Origin of the sequence: Arsenicicoccus cauae (genome assembly GCF_009707125.1) — a bacterium.
Lineage (GTDB): Bacteria > Actinomycetota > Actinomycetes > Actinomycetales > Dermatophilaceae > Arsenicicoccus > Arsenicicoccus cauae.
On record NZ_WLVL01000026.1, the window covers coordinates 1 to 21592 of the forward strand.

The window sequence follows — 21592 nt, forward strand, 5'->3', positions numbered from 1 at the left end:
GATAGAGTTACGGCGGTCATAGCGTCAGGGAAACGCCCGGTCCCATTCCGAACCCGGAAGCTAAGCCTGACAGCGCCGATGGTACTGCACTGGAGACGGTGTGGGAGAGTAGGACGCCGCCGGACAATCATTGTGGGGAAGCCCCGGACCACTAGGTCCGGGGCTTTTCTGCGTTCCGATCCGCTCTGCTTTTCGGTCGTGCCTGGCTCTGAGCTCCGGCGGCGCCCTGCGGCTGCGGCATACTGGAGCACGACGACCTGCATAGTGACCTGCCCGGCACGCGCCGGCGACGTGGAGGAGAAGGACCGTGACGGACAACGCCCATGAGAGGGACCGGGACCGTGCGCGTCGACCGTCAGGTCCGCGCGGGGGGGAGCGTCGCCCTTACCAGCGGCGCGAAGGTGGCGGGGCTGGACGGCCCGAGCGTGAGGGTGGAGAGCGGCGTCCCTACCAACAGCGTGATGGTGGTGAACGCCGTGGTCATGCCCCGCGCGGCGGTCAGGGCAGCCGCGACCGTCGGCGGGAGGGCCAGGCCGCGGCGCCCGAGCAGCGGGGTGGTTCACGTCTCGTCCCCACCCAGGGGCGGCTGCCCGAGCCGGCCATCCACGAGGACGTGACGGGCTTCGAGCTGGACCGTGCCGTCAAGAACCAGCTGCGGACGCTCAGCAAGGAGAATGCCGAGGGCGTCGGTCAGCACCTGGTGATGGCGGCGCGACTGCTCGACTTGGACGAGGACGGCGCCTTGGCCCACGCGGAGACCGCGGTGCGCCGCGCCGGGCGGGTCGCGGCCGCGCGTGAGGCCCTCGGGCTCGTGCACTACCGACGGCAGGAGTGGGCCAAGGCGCTCAACGAGTTCCGCACCGCACGTCGCCTCTCGGGCTCGAACCACCTGCTGCCGTTCATGGTCGACTGCGAGCGCGCCCTCGGCCGGCCGGACAAGGCCCTCGAGCTGGCGCAGAGCCCCCAGGCGGGGGCACTGCCGCAGGAGGACCGCATCGAGCTGCTCATCGTCATCTCCGGCATCCGCCGCGACCTCGGGCAGCTCGATGCCGCCAAGGTGGAGCTGGAGGTCCCGGCCCTGCGGCAGGGGACGGCCAAACCGTGGTATCCGAGGCTCGCCTACGCGTACGCGGATGCTCTGCTGGCCCTCGGGGACGAAGCGGGCGCCCTCGAGTGGTTCCACCGCTCCGCGTCGACCGACCACGAGGCCGAGACCGATGCCGACGAGCGGATCGCCGAGCTCGAGGGCTTCACCTTCACCGACCTGCTGGAGGGTGAGGACGACGGTCCGGAGGTCGACGCCGACGCCCGGACCGACGGCTCTACGGAGGGTCCTCGTGCCTGACCGCGCCCTGATCGAGGGCTTTCGTGGCCTGGTGGTCGACCTCGACGGCGTCGTCTACCGCGGCCCCGATCCCGTGCCTCACGCCGCGGACGCGCTGGGTGCGGCGGTGGCCGATGGCCTGCAGGTGATGTACGCGACCAACAACGCCGGGCGCCCAGCGGACGCGGTCGCGCAGCACCTGGACGAGCTCGGTGTCCGCACCGACCCCGAGCACGTGGTGACGAGCGCCCAGGCCGGAGCGGCGCTCCTGGCGCGGCAGGTGGAGCCCGGCTCCACGGTCCTCGCCGTCGGAGGCCCGGGCGTGGCGACGGCCCTGCGGCAGGTGGGCCTGACCCCGGTCAGCCCTCAGGACCGGATCGACGATCCCGCCGTCGCGGGACGGGTTGCGGCCGTCCTCCAGGGTTACGGCACCGAGCTCAGCTGGTCCGACCTCAAGGAGACGGCGTACGCCGTGGCGGCGGGCGCGGTCTGGATGGCCACCAACGTCGACCTCACCATCCCCACGGACCGGGGGATCGCCCCAGGCAACGGCTCTGCCGTGCAAGCCGTCGTCAACGCCGTGGGGCGCGACCCGCAGGTTGCGGGCAAGCCGCACCCGCCGCTGTACCTCATGTGTGCCGAGCGAACGGGCGGGGACGTCACGAGCATGCTCGCGATCGGCGACCGGCTCGACACGGACATCCAGGGCGCGAACGCCGCCGGCATGCAGAGCCTGCACGTGCTGACGGGGGTCGACGGGCTCGTGGCCCTGGCCGGTGCCGACGAGCAGCTCCGGCCGACCTATCTCGGGCTGGACCTGCGCGCCCTGCGGGAGCCGTATGTCGCAGCGCGGGTCGAGGTGGCCGCGGAGCAGGTGACGGCGCGTTGCGGCGACACGCAGGCAACCGTCTCCGGCAGCGGGGACGAGGCGTCCTTGGCGGTCGACGACGGCGCGGTCGTCGAGCGGGCCCGCGCGGCGGTCGCCGCGGTCTGGGCGGCCCGCGACCACGGGCGGGTCGGCATACCTCTGTCCTCGTCCCTGACCGCGGTCCTGGACGCGCTCGACCCCCGGTGACCACCGCCATCCCCGAGGCTGTCCGACCCCCCGGCTAGGGTGGCCATGACGACGACCGAAGGAGCGCCATGACCGAGTCCCCTGGGAGCGCCACCCCGGCGGCGATGGGTGCCGGCCCCGACGGGCGCGACCCGACCGTCGAGGCCGCCCTGCGTGCCCTGGAGGAGGCGGCCGGCGGGGACGACCCCCAGGCCCAGATCGCGGCGGCCCAGCACGTCCATGACGTCCTGCAGGGTCGCCTCTCCGGGGTCAGCGGGGCGTGAGCGTGGCCCGGTTGGACGCGGAGCTCGTGCGCCGCGGACTGGCACGGTCGCGGGGCCAGGCCCGGGAGCTGGTCGACGCCGGTCGCGTCAGCGTGGGCGGGCGCGAGGTGCGCAAGGCCTCGCACCCCGTCGAGGTGCACGACGCGGTGGAGGTCGCCGGGCAGATCGACCCGTGGGTCAGCCGGGCGGCGCACAAGCTGCTGGGTGCGCTGGAGGCCTTCCCGGCGGTGCAGGTGCGCGGCCGACGGTGCATCGACGTCGGCGCCAGCACCGGGGGCTTCACCCAGGTGCTGCTCGACCGCGGCGCCGCGTCGGTGTGCGCGCTCGACGTCGGGCACGGCCAGCTGGACCCCTCCCTCGCCCGTGATCCGCGCGTGGACGAGCGCAGCGGCACGTCTGTGCGCGACGTCGGTGCGCAGGACCTCGCCGGCCCCTTCGAGCTGCTGGTCACGGACCTGAGCTTCATCTCCTTGACCCTCGTGAGCGGTCGCCTCGCCGACCTGGTGCAGGTGGGAGGCGAGGCCGTGGCGCTGGTCAAGCCACAGTTCGAGGTGGGACGCACCCGCCTCGGCAAGCGTGGCGTCGTGCGCGACGCCGGTCACCGCGGCGACGCCGTGGTGGCGGTGCTGGAGTCGTTGGCGGGCGCCGGGCTCCATCCCCGAGGCCTCGCCGCGAGCCCGCTGCGCGGGACGGACGGCAACGACGAGTACCTTCTGTGGTGCGTGCGGTCGGACGGGCCGGCGCCACCCCTGGCGCCCTGGCGGGCCCGCGCCGAGGTCCTGACCACCGGACGCGGGGCGCACGACGCGGCGCCGTCACCGGCCGGGCCCCCGCCGCCCGTCGCGGCCGCGCACGTCGACCACACGCCGCAGACCGATCGAGGAGAGCATCCGTGAGCCGCCGAGTCCTGCTGGTCGTCCACCACCGCCGCCCCGAGGCGCTCGACCTGGCGCGCGCGCTCGCCGAGCGGCTGCGCGAGGCGGGGGTCACCTCGGTGATCAACGCCGCGGACCTGCGCGGCTTCGCGCGGCGGCTGGACGACGTCGTGGAGGCGGCGGGCCACGACGAGGCGGCCGGGTGCGAGCTCGTGTGCGTGCTGGGCGGCGACGGCACGATCCTGCGGGGCGCCGAGCTGGCTCGCGAGCACGGCACCCCGGTGCTCGGGGTCAACCTCGGCCACGTGGGCTTCCTCGCGGAGGCGGAGCGCGAGCACTTCCCGGACGTGGTGGAGCGCATCGTGCACCGCGACTACGTCGTGGAGGAGCGCATGACCTTGGACGTGGTGGTGCGGCAGGGCGAGGACGAGGTGCAGCGCACCTGGGCGCTCAACGAGGCCACCGTCGAGAAGGCCTCGCGCCAACGGATGCTCGAGCTGGCCATGGAGATCGACGGACGCCCGCTGTCGACCTGGGGCTGCGACGGCGTCGTCATGGCCACCCCCACCGGGTCGACGGCCTACGCCTTCTCCGCGGGTGGCCCGGTCGTGTGGCCCACCGTCGCGGCGATCCTCGTGGTGCCGCTGTCCGCCCACGCGTTGTTCGCCCGGCCCCTGGTGCTGGACCCGTCGGCCCAGGTCGCCGTGGAGCTGCTGCCGGACCAGGAGGGCACGGGCGTCCTGTGGTGCGACGGGCGCCGGACCGTGGACCTGCCGCGCGGGGCCCGGGTGGAGGTGTGCCGGGGGCAGACACCCGTGCGCCTCGCCCGTCTCGCGACCGCGCCCTTCACCGACCGCCTGGTGCGCAAGTTCGACCTGTCCATCGTCGGCTGGCGCGGCCAGGGCCGCGTGCGGGAGCAGTGAGCGATGCTGCGCGACATCACGATCCGCGGTCTCGGGGTGATCGACGAGGCCGTGCTGGACCTCGCGCCCGGCCTCAACGTCGTCACGGGCGAGACGGGCGCGGGCAAGACGATGGTCGTCACCGGTCTCGGGCTCCTGCTCGGCGGTCGCGCTGACAGCGAGCTCGTGCGTACCGGCGCCGACCGCACCAGCGTCGAGGGCTTCGCCGACCTGGAGGCCGACCACCCGGCGCTCGTCCGAGCCGCGGAGGCCGGCGCTGACGTCACCGACGGGCTCATCCTGGCCCGAAGCGTCGCGGCCCAGGGGCGCTCGCGGGCGCACCTCGGCGGCCGGTCCGTGCCCATCAGCACCCTCTCCGAGGTGGGGGAGCGGCTCGTGGCGGTGCACGGCCAGGCCGACCAGTGGCGGCTGCGCAGCGCCGAGGAGCACCGCGTGGTGCTCGACGGCTTCGAGCCCGAGGTCGGTCGGCTCCTCGAGGACTTCCAGCGGCGGTATGACGAGCACCACGCCCTGGCGGCGGAGGCGGACCGGCTGCGGTCGGCGGCCCGCGAGCGCGCCCGAGAGGCCGACGGGCTCCGCGTGGCCCTCGAGGAGATCGAGGCCGTCGACCCGCAGCCGGGTGAGGACGAGGAGCTGCGGGGCGAGGACGACCGCCTGTCCCACGCCGACGCCCTGCGCGACGGCGCGTCCCGCGCGCACGCCCTGCTGGCGGGCGACGACAGCGCCTGGGACGGTGCCTCGGGCGGAGCGCTGGCCGCCCTCGGCGAGGCCGTCTCGGCGCTCGAGCCGTGGACCGGGCACGACCCGGCGCTGGCGGACCTGCACCGTCGGCTCGCCGAGCTGACCTACGTCGCGTCCGACCTGACGACCGACGTCGCGGGCTACCTCACGGACGTCGAGGTCGACCCGGGGCGACTGTCGTGGGTGCAGGAGCGCCGGGCCGAGCTCACCCGTCTCCAGCGCAAGTACGGCGACACCGTGGAGGAGGTCCTGGCCTGGTCCCGGGATGCCAGCCGCACCCTGCTGACGCTCGAGGGGGACGACGCCCGCATCGAGGAGATCGAGGCCCGGCTGGCCCAGCTCACGCCCCGGCTCGGTGCCGCCGGCGCGGCCCTGCACGACGCCCGAGCCGCCGCGGCCGAGCGACTCGGCGCCGCGGTTACGGCCGAGCTGCGACGACTGTCCATGCCCCGCGCCCACCTGGTCGTGGGGGTGACCACCCAGGCCCACGAGCGCGGTCTGGAGCTGCCGTCCGGCGAACGCGTCCGCTACTCTCGCAACGGGATCGACGAGGTAGACATCGCGCTCGCGGCCAACGCCGGAGCGCCGCCGCGCACGGTGACGCGGGCCGCCTCCGGGGGCGAGCTGTCCCGCGTCATGCTCGCCATCGAGGTCGTGACCCACGGCGGCTCCTCCACCGTGCCGACCTTCGTCTTCGACGAGGTCGACGCCGGCATCGGCGGCAAGGCCGGGGTCGAGGTGGGCGCCCGGCTCGCCGAGCTGGCGCGCGAGGCCCAGGTCATCGTCGTGACCCACCTTGCGCAGGTCGCGGCCTATGCCGACCGGCACCTCGTCGTCCGCAAGGCGGACGACGGTCAGGTGGCAGCGAGCGGCGTCGTGGAGGTCGCCGGCGACGAGCGGGTGCGCGAGCTGGCGCGGATGATGAGCGGGGACGAGAGCGGCGCCGCGGTCGAGCACGCCCAGCAGCTCCTGGCGAGCGCACAGGAGCGCGTCAACGAGCCGCGGGAGGGCACCTGATCATGGCCCGCAGCACACCGTGGCACGATGGATGACGATGTCCCAGCTTCCCCACTTCCGTCGATCCCTCCCCGAGGATCCGACGGCCGGCACGCACACGGTCCGTGTCGACCGTCGCACCAAGGACCTCACGAAGCGCCTGCGGCCCGGGGACATCGCGGTCATCGACCACGCGGACATCGACCGGGTCAGCGCCGAGGCGCTCGTGGCCTGCCGGCCCGCCGCCGTGCTCAACGCCGCACGCTCCACCACCGGGCGCTACCCCAACCTCGGTCCGCAGATCCTGCTCGACGCCGGCATACCGCACGTCGACGGTCTCGGCCCGGAGGTCATGCAGGTCAAGGAGGGGACGGTCGCAGAGCTCGTGGACGCGACCCTGGTCGTCGACGGGCGCAGCGTGGTGACCGGTCACCGGCAGTCGGCCGAGAGCATCGAGGCCGCCCAGACCCTCGCGCGCATCGGCTTGTCCAACCAGCTCGAGGCCTTCGCGGCCAACACGATGGAGTACCTCAAGAAGGAGCGCGCGCTGCTCCTCGACGGAGTCGGGATCCCCGACATCGACACGGCCATCGCCGGTCGGCACGTGCTGGTGGTCGTGCGCGGCTACCACTACAAGGAGGACCTGCGGGCCCTGCAGCACTACGTCAAGGAGTACCGCCCCGTGCTCATCGGGGTCGACGGCGGCGCCGACGCCCTGCTCGAGCTGGGGCACCGGCCCGACCTGATCGTCGGCGACATGGACTCCGTCAGCGACCAGGCCCTGACCAGCGGGGCGGAGATCGTCGTCCACGCCTATCGCGACGGTCGCGCACCGGGCCTCGACCGGGTCCGCGCGCTGGGCCTGGCCCCCGTCGTCTTCCCCGCCACCGGCACCAGCGAGGACATCGCCATGCTCCTCGCCGACGACGCCGGGGCCACGCTGATCGTGGCCGTCGGCACGCATGCGACGCTCGTCGAGTTCCTGGACAAGGGGCGCGAGGGGATGGCCAGCACCTTCCTCACCCGCCTGCGGGTCGGCGGCAAGCTCGTCGACGCCAAGGGGGTGTCGCGGCTCTACCGCACGCGCATCTCGAGCGCGTCGCTCGTCCTGCTCGTCCTCGCCGGCCTGCTGGCGCTCGGCGTCGCCCTGTCGGTCACGCCCGGCGGCCAGGCGATGCTGCAGGCGGTCATGGCACGGTGGGACGACCTCATCTCCTGGCTCGGGGGGCTCCTCACGTGATCGACTTCCGCTACCACCTCGTGTCCGTCATCGCGATCTTCATGGCCTTGGCCGTGGGCATCGTGCTGGGCGCGGGCCCTCTCAAGGAGGACATCGGCACCACGCTGACCTCCGAGATCACCAAGCTCCGGGAGGACAAGACCGCCCTCAACCAGGAGCTCACCGCCGCCCGCCGATCCGTCGCGGCGGGCGAGAGCTACGCCACGGCCAGCCGCCCGCAGCTGCTCGCTGGCCGGCTCGCCGACCGCCGGGTCGTCGTGGTCGCCGCCGCGGGTGCGGACGAGCAGGTCGTCAGCGGGGTGCAGACGGCCCTGACCGAGTCGGGCGCTGCCGTGGCCTCCGTCGTGCGGCTCAGCGACGCGTGGACGCGCCCGGACTCCTCGGGGGAGCTCACCGACTCCGTGCGTCAGGCCGCCGAGGTCCTGCAGATCGACGCGCGCACCGTCGGTGAGGGCCTGCTGCCCGGGACGGTCCTCGGGCGGGCCACCCTCACCGGGACGACCCAGGGCCGAGGCCAGGGCGACGCCGCCCGCGCCCGCCAGGCCCTCGAGGTGCTCCGCGGCAAGGGTCTGGTCAGCGTGCGCGGCGAGGACCCGACGGAAGCCACCCTCATGGTGACGGTGGCCGCCCCCATGGTGGCCAGCACCGCGACGGGCACCGGCCCGCAGGTGCGGGCCTATGCCCGGCTCGTCCGGGGCGCGGACGCCGTGTCCAACGGCTCCGTCCTCGTGTCGCCGACGCGCCCCACCGATGACCCCGACAACCTCAGCGCCGCCGCAGTGGTGAGCGGCGTCCGCGCGGACCGGGCCGCGGCGGCCGCTGTCTCCACCGTCGACGACGCGGACCGCGCCGTCGGGCAGGTCGCGACCGCCGTCGCGCTCGCGGCCCAGCAGCAAGGTGGTGCCGGTCGGTACGGCACCGGCTCGGACGCCGAGTCCGTCGTCCCCGACCTCGGTCGGTGACCGGCGTGCCCGCCCTGCCCGCCCGGCCGTCCCTGCCCGCCTCGCCACGACCGGGACCGATCGTCGCGGCCGGACTGTCCGCCGTCACGGCGCGGTGCGCCGCCGCCGTCGCGCGCCGCCACCCCCCGCTCGGCCACGCGGTCTGGGAGCGCACCAACCACGCGGGGCGCGCGGTCACCCTCCTCGAGGGGCCCGCCTGGGCGCTGGGAGCCGCTGTGCCCCTCGCCCTCGACCCGTCCCGCGCCGCATGCGCAGGGCTGCTCGCCACCGCCGCCGCCGCCGCCCTCGGCGCCCTGGACGACCACGCCGGCACGACCTCCGTCAAGGGGCTGCGCGGCCACCTCGGCGCCCTCCGTCGCGGCGAGATCACCACGGGCGCGGTCAAGATCGTCGGCCTGGCCGCCGCCGGGGCCCTCGCCACCGCCGTGATCGACAGGCCCCGACGGCACCGCTCCACACGGGGTGGGACGACCGAGCTGGTGGAGGCGGTCGTGGGGGCGGGCGTCGTGGCGGCCTCGGCCAACCTCGCCAACCTGTTCGACCTGCGGCCCGGCAGGGCCCTCAAGGTCGTCCTGCTCACGGCTCCGATCACCGCGGTCCTCGGTCCCGGCCCCGCGACGCTCGCCGCCGCTGCCGCCGGAGCCTCGCTGGGCATGCTGCCGGACGACCTGGCCGGCCGGTCGATGCTGGGCGACACGGGGGCCAACGCCGCGGGGGCGCTGCTCGGGACGGCGGTCGTCGCCGGCTGCCGGCTCCCCGCGAGGGCCCTGGCGCTCGCCATACTCTCCAGCCTGGTGCTCGCGAGCGAGCGCGTGAGCTTCAGCGCCGTGATCGAGGCGAGCCCGGTGCTGCGCGCGGTCGACGCGTGGGGCCGCGCCACGTGAGCGCCCGCGCGGTGCGGGGGATCGCGGCGGCCAGCGGACTGATCGCCGTCCTGACCCTGCTGGCGCGCGTCGTCGGGTTCGGCCGCTGGCTGACCTTCTCTGGGCAGGTCGGGGCGGGATGCGTGGGCACGGCCTACGCCGCCGCCAACACCGTGCCCAACGTCCTCTACGAGGTCGCCGCCGGAGGGGCCCTGGCGGCGGTCGCGGTGCCCGTCGTGGCGGGCTACCTCGCTGACGACGACCACGACCGCGCGGACCAGGTGGTCTCGGCACTGCTGACCTGGGCCTGCGTGGTCCTTGTACCCCTCGCCATGGTCCTGGCCTTCGTCGCCGCGCCGGTCGCGGGTTTCCTGCTGCCCGACGAGGCGTGCGCGTCGCAGCGCGAGCTCGCCACCCGCATGCTGTGGTGGTTCGCCCCGCAGATCCCCCTCTACGGCATCGGCGTCGTCGCCGCGGGCGCCTTGCAGGCCCGTCGGCGCTTCGCCTGGCCCGCCCTGGTGCCGCTGCTGTCCAGCCTCGTCGTGATCGCCGCCTACGTCGCCTACGGCCGTATGGCGCCCCCCGGCGCCACGGGGGCGACGCTGCCGGACGGGGCCGTGGCGGCGCTGGCGGGCGGCACGACGCTCGGGGTGGTCACCCTGAGCCTGCCGCTCCTGGTCCCCTTGTGGCGCAGCGGTGCTCGGCTGTGCCCCACCCTGCGCCTGCCCGACGATGCGGGGCGCCGGGTGCGCCGTCTCGCCGTCGCCGGGATCATCGCCCTGCTCGCGCAGCAGGTCGCCGTGCTGGCCACCGTGTGGATCGCCGACCACCGCGGCGGGACGGGCGTGCTCAACGTCTACCAGTACGTCCAGGCGGTCTACGTCCTCCCCTACGCCGTGCTGGCTGTCCCCGTGGCGACGGCGGTGCTCCCCTCCCTCACGCAGCGTGGCGGACAGCGGGCTCCGGTGACCCCCGAGCTCTCCGCCCGGCTGGGCAGGTCGGTGCGCGTCGTGGCCCTGTCGGGCTCGCTCGGGGCCGCCGTCCTCGTGGCGGCCGCCCCGGCGGTGGGTCGCTTCTTCGCGACCATCGATGCGGGCCGGCACCACGGGCAGGGGCCCGACCTCGCGACCAGCGTCGACCTGGGCCTGACCAGCTTCGCCCCCGGCCTGCTCGGCTACGGGCTCGTGGCCCTGCTGACGCGCGCCCTCTACGTCCGAGGCCGTCCCTCGGTCGCCGCCAGGTGGACGGCGGCGGGCTGGCTCCTGGCGGCGGCGGTGCCGTTCGTCCTCACGGCGGGCTCCGCCACGGCCGGCTCCACGATCACCGCCCTCGGGGTGGCGAGCAGCGTCGGGATGACCGTCGCCGGGGCCGGGCTGCTCGCGGCCGTGCGTCGCGCCTGGGGGACCGCGACCACGGCCGGGCTGACCCGGACCGTGGCGGGCGCCGCGCTCGCCATACCCGTGGCCGGTGTGGCCGGGCGCCTCGCCACAGCCTGGTGGCCCACGGCAGGCATGCCCGGCACGGCGGACGCCGGCGGCGTCGCCGGGCCCGTCGCCCTCGGTGTCGCGAGCGGGGTGGTCGCGCTCGCCGTGTGGCTGGGTGCGGCGGCCGCCCTGGATCGGGTGGGCGTGCGGGCGCTCGTCGGCGCTGTCCGGGGGGCGGTCCGTCAGGGCGGTTGATCCACGTTCGTGGTGAACTACTGCCATGCGCATCCTCCTGGTCGTGGGTACAAGCTCCGGCGGCATGGGACGGCACGTCCACGGACTCGTCCAGGGCCTCGTCGCCCGTGGGCACGACGTCATGGTCGGGTGCCCCCAGTCGGCCGACGAGCTCTTCGCCTACGGCGCCACCGGTGCCCGCGTGGTCCACCTGCCCATCTCGGACCGGCCGCACCCCGCCAACGACCTGCGGGCCCACCAGACGCTGCGCGCCCTCATCGACGGCGCCGACGTCGTCCACGCCCACGGCCTGCGCGCCGGGGCGCTGTGCTCCCTCGCCCGCACCGGGCACCTGGCCCCGCTCATCGTCACCCTGCACAACGCCACGCCCGACAGCTCCTGGCTGGGCGGCGTCTACAACACCCTGGACCGGCTCGTCGCCAGCAAGGCCGACCTGGTCCTCACCGTCAGCCGGGACCTCGAGGAGCGTCAGCGCGAGCTGGGCGCCCGCCGGGTCGAGCACGCCGTCATCCCGGCGCCGGCGTTCTCCGGGGCGCGGGCAGACCGGGAGACCGTGCGTCGGCAGCTGGGCGTCGACGACGACACGACCCTCGCCGTCGTCGTGGCGCGCCTCACCACGCAGAAGGGCCTGCCGGTGCTGCTCGACGCCGCCGCGCGGCTCAAGAACAGCGGGATCCGCTTCGTCATCGCGGGGGAGGGGCCGATGCGGCACGACCTCGAGACCGACATCGCCGAGCGCGGCCTGCCGGTGCGGCTGCTCGGCGACCGCCGTGACGTGCCGGACCTGCTCGCGGCCGCCGACCTGGTCGTCAGCTCGGCCAACTGGGAGGGGCAGCCGCTCGCCCTGCAGGAGGCGCTGGAGGCCGGCGCCGCCATCGTCGCCACCGACGCCGGCGGCACCGCGGCCGTCGTCGGGTCCGCGGGGGTGCTCGTCCCCGTCGGCGACGCCGAGGCGCTCGCGGACGCGGTGGCGCGGGTGGCGCAGGACCCCGCCGAGCGAGAGGACCTGCGCGCCCGCGCCCTCGCGCGGGCGCAGGCACTGCCCACGCAGGACGACGCGGTGGACGCCGCGCTGTCGCAGTATGCCCTGTGCGTGCAAGACAGTCGTCGCTGAGGGCACGCGGTCGGCATACGGCCTGTCGTCCCGAGGTCACGGAATGATGACGTACCATCGAACTCCGTGGTGGACACCAAGCACATCTTCGTGACCGGAGGCGTTGCCTCGTCGCTCGGCAAGGGGCTCACGGCCTCCAGCCTCGGACATCTGCTCCGCGCCCGTGGGCTGCGCGTGACGATGCAGAAGCTCGACCCCTACATCAACGTCGACCCCGGCACGATGAACCCCTTCCAGCATGGTGAGGTCTTCGTCACCGAGGACGGGGCCGAGACCGACCTGGACATCGGCCACTACGAGCGCTTCCTGGACGTCAACCTCGTCGGTCGCGCCAACGTCACCACCGGCCAGGTCTACAACAACGTCCTCGCCCGGGAGCGGCGCGGGGAGTACCTCGGCGACACCGTCCAGGTGATCCCGCACATCACCAACGAGATCAAGGACCGGATGCGCGAGCCCGCCACCTTGGGCAAGGACGCTCCGGACATCATCATCACCGAGATCGGCGGTACCGTCGGCGACATCGAGTCGCTGCCCTTCCTCGAGGCGGCCCGGCAGGTGCGGCACGAGATCGGCCGCGACAACAGCTTCTTCCTGCACGTCTCGCTCGTGCCCTATCTCGCGCCGAGCGGTGAGCTCAAGACCAAGCCGACGCAGCACTCCGTCGCCGCGCTGCGCCAGGTCGGCATCCAGCCCGACGGGCTCGTGCTGCGCGCCGACCGGGAGATCCCCGAGGGCATCAAGAAGAAGATCTCGCTCATGTGCGACGTCGACGCCGAGGGCGTGTGCGCCTGCGTCGACGCCCCCTCGATCTACGACATCCCCAAGGTCGTCCACCGCGAGCAGCTCGACGCCTATGTCATCCGACGACTCGGGCTGAAGTTCCGCGACGTCAACTGGAAGGACTGGGACCAGCTGCTGCAGCGGGTCCATCAGCCCGCCCACCAGGTCGAGATCGCCCTCGTCGGCAAGTACATCGACCTGCCGGACGCCTACCTGTCGGTGACCGAGGCGCTGCGCGCCGGCGGCTTCGACCACGACGCGCGGGTCAACATCCGCTGGGTCGCCTCCGACACGTGCGACACCCCCGAGGGTGCCGAGGCGGCGCTCGCCGGGGTGGACGCGGTGCTGGTGCCGGGCGGCTTCGGGGTCCGGGGGATCGAGGGCAAGCTGGGCGCGCTGCAGTGGGCCCGCGAGCACAAGGTCCCCACCCTCGGCATCTGCCTGGGCCTGCAGTGCATGGTCATCGAGGCGGCCCGCAACCTCGCGGGCATCCAGGAGGCGTCCTCCTCGGAGTTCGACCCGCAGTCCCCGGCGCCGGTCATCGCCACCATGGCCGAGCAGAAGGCCTTCGTGGAGGGTGCGGGCGACCTGGGCGGCACGATGCGCCTGGGGGCCTACCCCGCCCGCCTCGCCAAGGGCTCGGTCGTGGCCACCGCCTACGGCACCCAGAAGGTCAGCGAGCGCCACCGCCACCGCTACGAGGTCAACAACGCCTACCGCGAGCAGCTGGAGGCGGCCGGCCTGGTCTTCTCCGGCACCTCGCCCGACGGCTCCCTCGTGGAGTTCGTCGAGCTCCCGCGCGAGGTCCACCCCTACTACGTCGCCACCCAGGCGCACCCGGAGTTCAAGAGCCGTCCGCACCGCGCGCACCCGCTCTTCGCCGGCCTGGTCGGCGCGGCCCTGGAGGCGCGCGGGATCGAGGTCGCGGCCTCCGCGCCCCGTCGTTTCGCTTCGGACCGGGCCTGAGACCTGATGGGCGACAAGGACTTCCGCGGCGAGCCGAGGATCGCCGGCACGGAGCTGCAGGACCGGCGGGAGCCTCGGCCGGTCGTGGCCTCCCGGGTGCTGTACGAGGGGCGGGTCTTCGACCTGGTCAGCGAGCGGGTCGACCTGGGCGAGGCCGGGGAGGTGGAGCGGGAGTACCTCCGACACCCGGGTGCGGTGGCCGTGGTGGCCCTGGACGCCGACGAGCACGTCGCCCTGGTCCAGCAGTACCGCGTCCCGGTGGGGGCCCTGGCGTGGGAGATCCCGGCCGGTCTGCTCGACGTGGCGGGGGAGGATCCGGCCGACGCCGCACGCCGCGAGCTCCTGGAGGAGGCGGACCTGCGTGCCGAGCGCTGGGACGTGCTGGTGGACTACTGGACGACGCCCGGCGGCAGCGACGAGGCGATCCGCATCTACCTCGCGCGCGACCTGTCCCTGGTCGCCCCGGAGGAGCGCCACGAGCGCACCGCCGAGGAGGCCGGTATGCCGACCGCCTGGGTCGCCCTGGACGAGGCGCGCGACGCGGTCCTCGCCGGCCGGGTGCACAACCCCTCCACCGTGGTGGGGATCCTCGCCGCGCACGCCTCGCGGGCGGGAGGCTGGGCCTCGCTGCGCCCCGCCGACAGCCCCTGGCCCGAGCACCCGGCGCATCGGTGAGCGGCACCGTGGGGCGCGACGGTTCGGCCTTCGGGTCCGGCGCGGCCTTCGGCGTCGCCAGGCCGCGCACGCCGGGGGAGTGCCCGTGCGGGTCCGGTGACCCCTACGAACGGTGTTGTCGACCGCTGCACCTGGGTCGGCATACGGCCACGACCCCCGAGCAGCTGATGCGCTCGCGCTACAGCGCGTTCGTGGTGGGGGACGCGGACTATCTCCTGCAGACCTGGGACCCGGCGACCCGGCCCGGCGAGCTGCGCCTGGACTCCGAGCGAGAGTGGCTGGGGCTGAGGGTGATCCGCGCCGACGGCGACGAGGTGGAGTATGCCGCACGGTCGCTCGTCGGTGGACGCACCCACGAGCTGCACGAGATCAGCCGGTTCCGACGACTGCTCGGGCGCTGGGTCTACGTCGACGGCGACTTCCCGGACTGACCCGACTCGGTCGCCGAGGTCGGGCGTGCACAACTGCTGCACATCCAGCGGCGGCCTGTGTGAATCCTGTTGTGCCGCAACGGTGGGTTCAGGTGGGGCGGCCACAAGTGCAGCAGTTGTGCACGGGGGAGGGGTCAGGGGTCAGCCCAGGACCAGCTGACCGTCCTCCGCGATGGGGAACGCGCCCCAGGCGATCTCCCACAGGTAGCCGTCCGGGTCGGCGACGTAGCCGGAATAGCCGCCCCAGAAGGCCTCGGCGGGCGGCTTGACGACGGTGCCGCCGGCGGCTTCCGCGGCCGCCACCAACTCGTCGACCTCGTGGCGCTCACGGCAGTTGTGCGCCAGCGTGATCCCCGGGAAGCGCGACCGCTGCTGGTCGGCGAAGCCGGGCCCGACGTCGTCGGCCAATGCCTCGTAGCCGTAGAGCGACAACCGGGTCCCGCCCGTGGCGAAGAACGCCACGTCGTCGTGGTCGGTGGCCGGGGGGACCCCGAGCCAGACCGAGTAGAAGGCCTTCGAGCGGGCCAGGTCGCTGACGCCGAGGGTGACCAGAGAGATGCGCGGCTCCATGGCTCTAGGGTCGCCGACGCCGCCAGTACCCCGCCACCGCAACGAGCAGCAGCGGCCCCCAGAGCAGGATCGGCAGGTAGCACGCCCCCATCAGCACGAGCGGGCCGCCGTGCATGGTGTACTCGTCCGGGCGGTGACCGGTCAGGATCTGCGTGGGCATGGTGATCGTGAAGAGCCAGGTCACGGCCAGCGCGCCGAGGCCGCCCACCAGCACCGGCACCCACCGGTTGAGGCGTAGGCCGCCCACCCGCTCGCCCCACCCCTGCACGAGCCCCAGCGAGAGCATTCCGCAGGCGACCTGCACGATGCTCAGCCCCCAGACGTAGCCCTCCTCGCCGGCGTGCAGCGCTCGCAGGTCAGCCGTGCCGGGCAGCACCCCGTAGAGCATCAGCAGGCGCCATACGGCCGAGGGGATCGTGGACAGGAAGGCACCCCAGGCGGCCCACCGGGCCCACGTCTGGGGCGGGCGAGCGGTGCTCACGCCCCGCGCTCCGCGCGAGTCCGTATGGCGCGCAGCAGGTCTCGGCGGAGAATCCCCGAGAACGGCCGGATGACGGTCCAGTACGCGCGGAACCGCCGCCGGGCGACCTCGTCGGTGGGGTCGCAGCGGGTCGTCGTCTCCAGGTGGGTGCGCCCGCCCGCGAGAGGCGTGAGGCGGAAGTCCATGCCATAGCGCAGCCAGCCTGGCTCGGTGAACTCCCGCAGCTGGTCGAGGGACTCGATGGGCCGCTGGGCGTCCGCGCGCGGCTCCCACGGTCGTCCCGCCAGGCCGCTGGCGTAGTAGTGCGGCGGGTCGACGTGCGTGGGGCGGCCGGGGCCGCGGGGGTCGGTGACGAGGGTGTCGGCGAGCTCGAGCCGGCCGAGGGTGCGGACGGCGAAGAGTGGTCGGCCGAGGGCCAGGTCGGCCCACCGGATGCCCATCAGGGCGTCCCACGCCCGCTCGGGCGGCGCGGCGACGACGGTGTCGTGGTGCTCGGTGAACTCGGCCCGGGGGAGTGCCCGGGCGAGCGGACTGTCGCAATCTAGAATTGGGGTTCTAGTGAACATGCTCTAAAACTAGGCGTACGATGACGCCATGGCAAGACCCGCGAAGTTCACGGCCGACGACCTTCTCGACGGTGCGCTCAGAGCCGTTGCGGCGCACGGCGCCTCGGCGACGGTGGCTCAGGTGGCCCAAGACGTGGGAGCACCCATCGGGTCGATCTACCACCGGTTCCCGTCGCGCGAGCACCTCTTCGTCGCGCTGTGGCTGCGCTCGATCCGCGCCTTCCACGTCGGGCTGCTGGCGACGCGCGAGTTGGACGACCCGCGAGACGCCTTGCTGGCGCAGGCGGTCCACATCCCCCGGTGGTGCCGCGAGCACCCCGACGTCGCGGTCGCGATGACGCTCTACCGCCAGCGCGAGCTGCTGGCGGCCCCGCCCGCGGGCCTCGAGGAGGAGGTCCGCACCCTCAACGACGACGTGTGGGCGCTCGGCCGCGCGCAGGCCGCGGGCTTCTACGGCCGGCGCGACGAGCACCTCGAGCAGGTCATGGCGCTCGCTGTGCGGCAGTGCCCCTACGGGCTGATGCGCCCCTTCATCGGCAGTCGTATGCCGATGCCCCCCTGGCTCGACGACGCCTGCGTCGCGGCGGCCGCCGCCATCCTCGACCTCGAGCAGCGCTGACCCCCAGTCGGAGACCCGACGTCAGTCGCCGATCTCCTCCCCGGCCAGGGCCTTGGCGGCGACCCGCTCGTCCTCGGCGACCTCCCACACCTCGTGCGCCGCCGTCACGTTGACCGCGATGATCACCACGCCCAGCACCACGTCCGGCCAGCCGGAACCGGTCCACGCGGTCACCAGACCCATCAGGATGATCGCCGCGTTGACCAGCACGTCGTTGCGCGCGGCGAGGAAGGCCGCCGCCGTCATCGACCCGCCCGCGTGCCGGTGCCGGGCGAGGACCCAGGTGCACAGCCCGTTGACGAGCACGGCCCCACCTGCGGTCACCACCAGCGGCACGACGTCGGGTGCCTCGGGGTGGCGGAACTTCGAGAACGCCTCCCACGCCGCGGCCAGCGCCGGCACGCAGATGATCACCGCCATGACCTTGCCCGCGCGCGACCGGGCGCGCAGCGACCAGCCGAGCGCCAGGGCGATGAGCAGGTTGACCGCCGTGTCCTCGAGGAAGTCGACGGAGTCCGCGATCAGCGAGACCGACCCGATCGCCAGCGCCACCCCCGCCTCCACGAAGAAGTACGCGAGGTTGAGGGCGGCCACGAGCAGCACCGTGCGCCGCAGGACGGTGGGGCTGATGGCTGGGGGCGCGGTCGGCATACGGCCCATTGTCGTTTAGCGGGGGAGGGGTGAGTCCGTAGGATGGCGAGGGCGCGCCGACCCGCGGCGCCCAGCCACACAGAACAGGAACCATCGTGCTTCGTACCCACGAGGCGGGCACCCTGCGTGCCAGCCACTCCGGACAGACCGTCACGCTCACGGGCTGGGTCGCCCGTCGGCGCGATCACGGTGGAGTGGCGTTCCTGGATCTGCGGGACGCGAGCGGCGTCGCCCAGGTCGTCGTCCGTGACGAGGTCCTGGCGGCCGGGGACGCGCACGAGCTGCGCAACGAGTACGTCGTCAAGATCGTCGGCGAGGTGCGCGAGCGCCCCGAGGGCAACGCCAACACCGAGCTGCCCACCGGCGAGATCGAGGTCGTGGCCACCGAGATCGAGGTGCTCAACCCGAGCGCGCCGCTGCCCTTCCAGATCGACGAGCGCGTCACCGTCGGCGAGGAGGCGCGCCTCAAGCACCGCTACCTCGACCTGCGCCGCCCCGGCAAGAGCGCCGGCGCCGCGCTGCGGCTGCGCTCCCAGGTGTCCGCCGCGGCCCGCAAGGTGCTGGGGGAGCGCGACTTCGTCGAGATCGAGACCCCCACGCTGACCCGCTCCACCCCCGAGGGAGCGCGCGACTTCCTGGTCCCCGCACGCCTCGCCCCCGGCAGCTGGTACGCCCTGCCCCAGTCGCCGCAGCTGTTCAAGCAGCTGCTCATGGTGGCCGGCATGGAGCGCTACTACCAGATCGCGCGCTGCTACCGCGACGAGGACTTCCGCGCCGACCGGCAGCCCGAGTTCACCCAGCTCGACATCGAGATGTCCTTCGTCGAGGAGGACGACGTCATCGAGCTCGGCGAGGCGCTCGCCAGGGAGATCTGGGCGCTGATCGGTGTCGACCTGCAGGCGCCCTTCCCGCGGCTGACCTATGCCGAGGCGATGCGCCGGTTCGGCTCCGACAAGCCCGACCTACGCTTCGGCAACGAGCTGGTCGAGTGCACGGAGTTCTTCTCCGACACGACCTTCCGCGTCTTCCAAGCGGAGTATGTCGGCGCCGTCGTGATGCCGGGTGGCGCGTCGCAGCCCCGTAAGCAGCTCGATGCCTGGCAGGAGTGGGCCAAGCAGCGCGGCGCCCGCGGTCTCGCCTACGTCCTCGTGGGCGAGGACGGCGAGCTCGGCGGCCCGGTCGCCAAGAACCTCACCGACACCGAGCGGGCCGGCCTGGCCGCGCACGTGGGTGCCAAGCCCGGCGACTGCATCTTCTTCGCCGCCGGCGCGACCAAGCCCTCGCGCGCCCTGCTCGGCGCTGCCCGCCTGGAGATCGGTCGTCGCTGCAACCTGATCGACGAGTCGGCCTGGTCCTTCCTGTGGGTCAACGACGCGCCGCTCTTCGAGCCGACGGCGGACGCCGAGGCCGCCGGTGACGTCGCCGTCGGAGGGGGCGCGTGGACCGCGGTGCACCACGCCTTCACCTCGCCCAAGAAGGAGTTCCTCGACACCTTCGACACCGACCCCGGCCCGGCCCTCGCCTACGCCTACGACCTGGTCTGCAACGGCAACGAGATCGGTGGCGGCTCCATCCGTATCCACCGCCGCGACGTGCAGGAGCGGGTCTTCCAGGTCATGGGCCTGACCCAGGAGCAGGCGCAGGAGAAGTTCGGGTTCCTGCTCGACGCGTTCGCCTACGGCGCCCCACCGCACGGAGGCATCGCCTTCGGCTGGGACCGCATCGTCATGCTGCTCGGCGGCTACGACTCGATCCGCGACGTCATCGCCTTCCCCAAGTCCGGCGGCGGCTACGACCCGCTGACCGACGCGCCCGCCCCGATCACCCCGGAGCAGCGCAAGGAGGCGGGTATCGACGCGGTCAGGAAGCCGACGGACCAGGCCGCTTCGGCGGCCGCCCTCGACACCTCGGTCGTCGCCCCCAAGGAGTCCTGAGCTCGTATGACGAAGGCCCACCCCATCGACACGCTGCTGCTCGACGCCGACGGCGTCCTGCAATACCTGCCGAAGGGGTGGGCCTCCGAGGTCCTGGGCCACCCCCGCTGGCCGGGGATGCAGGCGCTGCTGGACGTCGAGGCGCCCTTCCTGACCGGCCAGCGGACCGACGGCTTCCCTGAGGCGATCGCCGAGCTGCTGCGCACGTCCGGCGTGGACCTGCCGGTGGAGGCCTTCTTTGCCGCGTGGTCCCTGATCCTGATCGACCAGCGGGCGCTCGAGCTGGTCGATCAGGTCCGCGCCCGGGGTGTCAAGGTCCACCTCGCCACCAACCAGCAGTCGATGCGCGCTGCGATCATGCGCGACCAGGGCCTCGACGACCACTTCGACGGCGCCTACTACTCCTACGAGCTGGGCTGCAAGAAGCCGGACCGGGCCTACTTCGACCACATCGTGCGGGACCTGCGCGTCCAGCGAGACCGGGTGCTCTTCGTCGACGACACCTGGGTCAACATCGAGGGCGCACGGCGCGCCGGGATCCGCGCCGCGCACAAGCCGTATGCCGACGGCGTGGCCGGCCTGGAGCGCGTCCTGCGCTGGCACGGCGTGCTCTGACGCGCCGCCCTCGAACCCGCCCCCGGTAGAGGCATCAGCCCGGCGAACGAAGGCTGGTCGATGCCTCTACCGGCGGTAGGTCAGGAGCAGGCGGACTCGCGGCCGGCGCCCGAGCCGTCCGGGGCGAGGACGCTGCAGCTCCACCAGGCCTTGTCGGTGACGAAGCCCATGGAGTGGTAGAGGCTGCGAGCGACCACGTTGTCGGCATACATGCCGAGCGTCACCACGGGCTCGCTGCGCAGCAGGTCTCGCGTGAGGACGGCGGTGGTGGCTCGGCCGAGGCCCTGGCCACGGTGGCTGGAGGCGACGATGATGCCCGAGAGGTGCGCCGCGCCGGAGGAGAGCCGGTGCACCGCCGCGCAGGCCACGACCCGGCCCCCGTCGTCGCGGACGCCGACCCACCGCTCGCTGCGACCCGTGCCGGGGTAGCCCTCGGAGAGCGGGTTCTCGCGGTCGACGAGGTCCTGCAGCTCGGCGGCGTCCGCGGTGTCGTCGAGAGGGACGACGCGCGCCTCGGCCGGGGTCGGTGCCGGAGCGGTGGCCGTGGCCATCCAGTCCCACGCGGAGCCGTCCGCGGTCGGGACGCGGGCGCGGAGCACCTCGGCATCAGCCTGCTGGACGGACACGTGGTCCAGCGACGCGCAGAGCACGCCGTCCGCGATCAGTCGGTCCAGCAGCCGACCGAGATCCCTGCGCGGGCCCCACGTCGCGAGGTTACGGCGCCCGGAGTGGCTGCGCCGCTCGAACGCCACCGCGCCACCGAGCACCCACCCACCGTGAAGTCGGGCGGGGACGGCATACCGGGCGAACAGGTCGTCCGGGGGAACGATGGCGCACAGCTCCTCCCGGGTCGAGATGGTGCGCATCGTGTGAAGCGCCCCAGGTTCTGCGCCGCTCCTATACGGGTTGCGGCTCTCGGATGAGGGCCGCGTAGTGGGCTTGCTCGTACTCCACTGGGGTCATCATCCCAAGGGTGGAGTGCAGGCGCGTGGTGTTGTACCAGTCGACCCAGCCGGCGGTGGCGTACTCGACCTCGGCGAGGGTCCGGTAGGGCCCGGGGTGGAAGACCGTGGTGCGGATGCACTCGGTCTTGAAGAGCCCGATCACGCACTCCATCAGCGCGTTGATGCTCCTATAGATCGTCAAGTCGATCAGGCCGCGATTTCGAGTTCTCCTTGGACGGGGTTGGCGACGGCGTCCGGTGCTGGCAGAAGTCGGAAGAGCTCGCGAGCGAGGTAGCGCTTCA

The 21592-nt window shown here is 73.5% G+C and carries 22 protein-coding genes, 1 rRNA gene and 1 pseudogene; 18 read left to right on the top strand and 6 right to left on the bottom strand.

Features of this window, described 5'->3' with window-relative positions:
• The first annotated feature begins 8 nt into the window (after positions 1-8).
• The 15 genes from rrf to GGG17_RS07470 all read left to right on the top strand — a co-directional run bounded on the left by rrf (position 9) and on the right by GGG17_RS07470 (position 14910).
• Positions 9-125, top strand: a 5S ribosomal RNA gene (gene rrf / locus GGG17_RS07400).
• A gap of 488 nt (positions 126-613) precedes the next feature.
• The gene (locus GGG17_RS07405) at positions 614-1345 is read left to right on the top strand and encodes a hypothetical protein (RefSeq protein WP_311966498.1); all 732 of its coding nucleotides are present in this window, start codon (positions 614-616) and stop codon (positions 1343-1345) included.
• Complete coding sequence (locus GGG17_RS07410) at positions 1338-2399, top strand: HAD-IIA family hydrolase (protein ID WP_195849162.1); 1062 nt, start codon at positions 1338-1340, stop codon at positions 2397-2399. The genes GGG17_RS07405 and GGG17_RS07410 overlap by 8 nt, the downstream gene beginning before the upstream one ends.
• Positions 2400-2467: 68 nt before the next feature.
• Positions 2468-2662 (top strand): hypothetical protein, encoded by a 195-nt coding sequence (locus tag GGG17_RS07415; RefSeq protein WP_154593107.1) that lies wholly within the window; start codon positions 2468-2470, stop codon positions 2660-2662.
• 2 nt (positions 2663-2664) lie between these two features.
• The gene (locus GGG17_RS07420) at positions 2665-3558 is read left to right on the top strand and encodes a TlyA family RNA methyltransferase (protein WP_311966499.1); all 894 of its coding nucleotides are present in this window, start codon (positions 2665-2667) and stop codon (positions 3556-3558) included.
• Positions 3555-4460, top strand: coding sequence for an NAD kinase (locus GGG17_RS07425; protein WP_288798257.1), 906 nt, complete (start codon positions 3555-3557; stop codon positions 4458-4460). Before GGG17_RS07420 ends, GGG17_RS07425 begins: the two co-directional genes overlap by 4 nt.
• Before the next feature lie 3 nt (positions 4461-4463).
• Positions 4464-6218: a DNA repair protein RecN gene (recN, locus tag GGG17_RS07430; protein WP_154593108.1), complete on the top strand. Its 1755-nt coding sequence runs from the start codon at positions 4464-4466 to the stop codon at positions 6216-6218.
• A gap of 37 nt (positions 6219-6255) precedes the next feature.
• Positions 6256-7437 (top strand): putative cytokinetic ring protein SteA, encoded by a 1182-nt coding sequence (gene steA / locus GGG17_RS07435; RefSeq protein ID WP_154593109.1) that lies wholly within the window; start codon positions 6256-6258, stop codon positions 7435-7437.
• Positions 7434-8399 (top strand): copper transporter, encoded by a 966-nt coding sequence (locus tag GGG17_RS07440; RefSeq protein WP_154593110.1) that lies wholly within the window; start codon positions 7434-7436, stop codon positions 8397-8399. Before steA ends, GGG17_RS07440 begins: the two co-directional genes overlap by 4 nt.
• A complete protein-coding gene (locus tag GGG17_RS07445; protein ID WP_289033493.1) occupies positions 8396-9283 on the top strand; it encodes a hypothetical protein in 888 nt (295 codons plus the stop codon). The genes GGG17_RS07440 and GGG17_RS07445 overlap by 4 nt, the downstream gene beginning before the upstream one ends.
• The gene (murJ, locus tag GGG17_RS07450) at positions 9280-10941 is read left to right on the top strand and encodes a murein biosynthesis integral membrane protein MurJ (RefSeq protein ID WP_154593111.1); all 1662 of its coding nucleotides are present in this window, start codon (positions 9280-9282) and stop codon (positions 10939-10941) included. The genes GGG17_RS07445 and murJ overlap by 4 nt, the downstream gene beginning before the upstream one ends.
• Positions 10942-10966: 25 nt before the next feature.
• On the top strand, positions 10967-12055 hold the full coding sequence (locus tag GGG17_RS07455; protein WP_154593112.1) for a glycosyltransferase: 1089 nt from the start codon (positions 10967-10969) through the stop codon (positions 12053-12055).
• A gap of 66 nt (positions 12056-12121) precedes the next feature.
• Positions 12122-13804: a CTP synthase gene (gene pyrG / locus GGG17_RS07460; protein WP_311966500.1), complete on the top strand. Its 1683-nt coding sequence runs from the start codon at positions 12122-12124 to the stop codon at positions 13802-13804.
• A 6-nt stretch (positions 13805-13810) separates the two neighbouring features.
• Entirely contained in the window at positions 13811-14479 is a 669-nt protein-coding gene (locus GGG17_RS07465; RefSeq protein ID WP_154593113.1) for an NUDIX domain-containing protein, read from the top strand.
• The gene (locus GGG17_RS07470; protein ID WP_311966501.1) at positions 14476-14910 is read left to right on the top strand and encodes a YchJ family protein; all 435 of its coding nucleotides are present in this window, start codon (positions 14476-14478) and stop codon (positions 14908-14910) included. The genes GGG17_RS07465 and GGG17_RS07470 overlap by 4 nt, the downstream gene beginning before the upstream one ends.
• A gap of 141 nt (positions 14911-15051) precedes the next feature.
• Here GGG17_RS07470 and GGG17_RS07475 read toward each other — a convergent pair whose 3' ends face one another.
• From GGG17_RS07475 to GGG17_RS07485, 3 genes are read right to left on the bottom strand one after another with little or no spacing between them, the layout of a single operon-like run.
• Positions 15052-15480: a VOC family protein gene (locus GGG17_RS07475; RefSeq protein WP_154593114.1), complete on the bottom strand. Its 429-nt coding sequence runs from the start codon at positions 15478-15480 to the stop codon at positions 15052-15054.
• 4 nt (positions 15481-15484) lie between these two features.
• Complete coding sequence (locus GGG17_RS07480) at positions 15485-15961, bottom strand: hypothetical protein (RefSeq protein ID WP_154593115.1); 477 nt, start codon at positions 15959-15961, stop codon at positions 15485-15487.
• Positions 15958-16527 carry a hypothetical protein gene (locus tag GGG17_RS07485; protein WP_154593116.1) on the bottom strand — a complete coding sequence of 190 codons (570 nt, stop codon included), beginning with the start codon at positions 16525-16527 and terminating at the stop codon, positions 15958-15960. Before GGG17_RS07485 ends, GGG17_RS07480 begins: the two co-directional genes overlap by 4 nt.
• Before the next feature lie 28 nt (positions 16528-16555).
• Here GGG17_RS07485 and GGG17_RS07490 point away from each other — a divergent pair, with 28 nt between their 5' ends.
• Positions 16556-17146 carry a TetR/AcrR family transcriptional regulator gene (locus GGG17_RS07490; protein ID WP_154593117.1) on the top strand — a complete coding sequence of 197 codons (591 nt, stop codon included), beginning with the start codon at positions 16556-16558 and terminating at the stop codon, positions 17144-17146.
• 21 nt (positions 17147-17167) lie between these two features.
• Here GGG17_RS07490 and GGG17_RS07495 read toward each other — a convergent pair whose 3' ends face one another.
• Positions 17168-17797, bottom strand: coding sequence for a cation efflux transmembrane domain-containing protein (locus tag GGG17_RS07495; protein ID WP_154593118.1), 630 nt, complete (start codon positions 17795-17797; stop codon positions 17168-17170).
• Between the two features lie 95 nt (positions 17798-17892).
• On the opposite strand from GGG17_RS07495, the gene aspS reads away from it, so the two are divergent.
• Together aspS and GGG17_RS07505 are read left to right on the top strand one after the other, a co-directional pair.
• The gene (gene aspS / locus GGG17_RS07500; protein ID WP_288798236.1) at positions 17893-19731 is read left to right on the top strand and encodes an aspartate--tRNA ligase; all 1839 of its coding nucleotides are present in this window, start codon (positions 17893-17895) and stop codon (positions 19729-19731) included.
• A 6-nt stretch (positions 19732-19737) separates the two neighbouring features.
• On the top strand, positions 19738-20346 hold the full coding sequence (locus GGG17_RS07505; protein ID WP_154593119.1) for an HAD family hydrolase: 609 nt from the start codon (positions 19738-19740) through the stop codon (positions 20344-20346).
• A gap of 80 nt (positions 20347-20426) precedes the next feature.
• Here GGG17_RS07505 and GGG17_RS07510 read toward each other — a convergent pair whose 3' ends face one another.
• A complete protein-coding gene (locus tag GGG17_RS07510) occupies positions 20427-21212 on the bottom strand; it encodes a GNAT family N-acetyltransferase (protein ID WP_154593120.1) in 786 nt (261 codons plus the stop codon).
• Between the two features lie 31 nt (positions 21213-21243).
• Positions 21244-21471 (bottom strand): annotated as a pseudogene (locus tag GGG17_RS07515) (integrase core domain-containing protein); the annotation flags it as partial.
• Between the last annotated feature and the right edge of the window lie 121 nt (positions 21472-21592).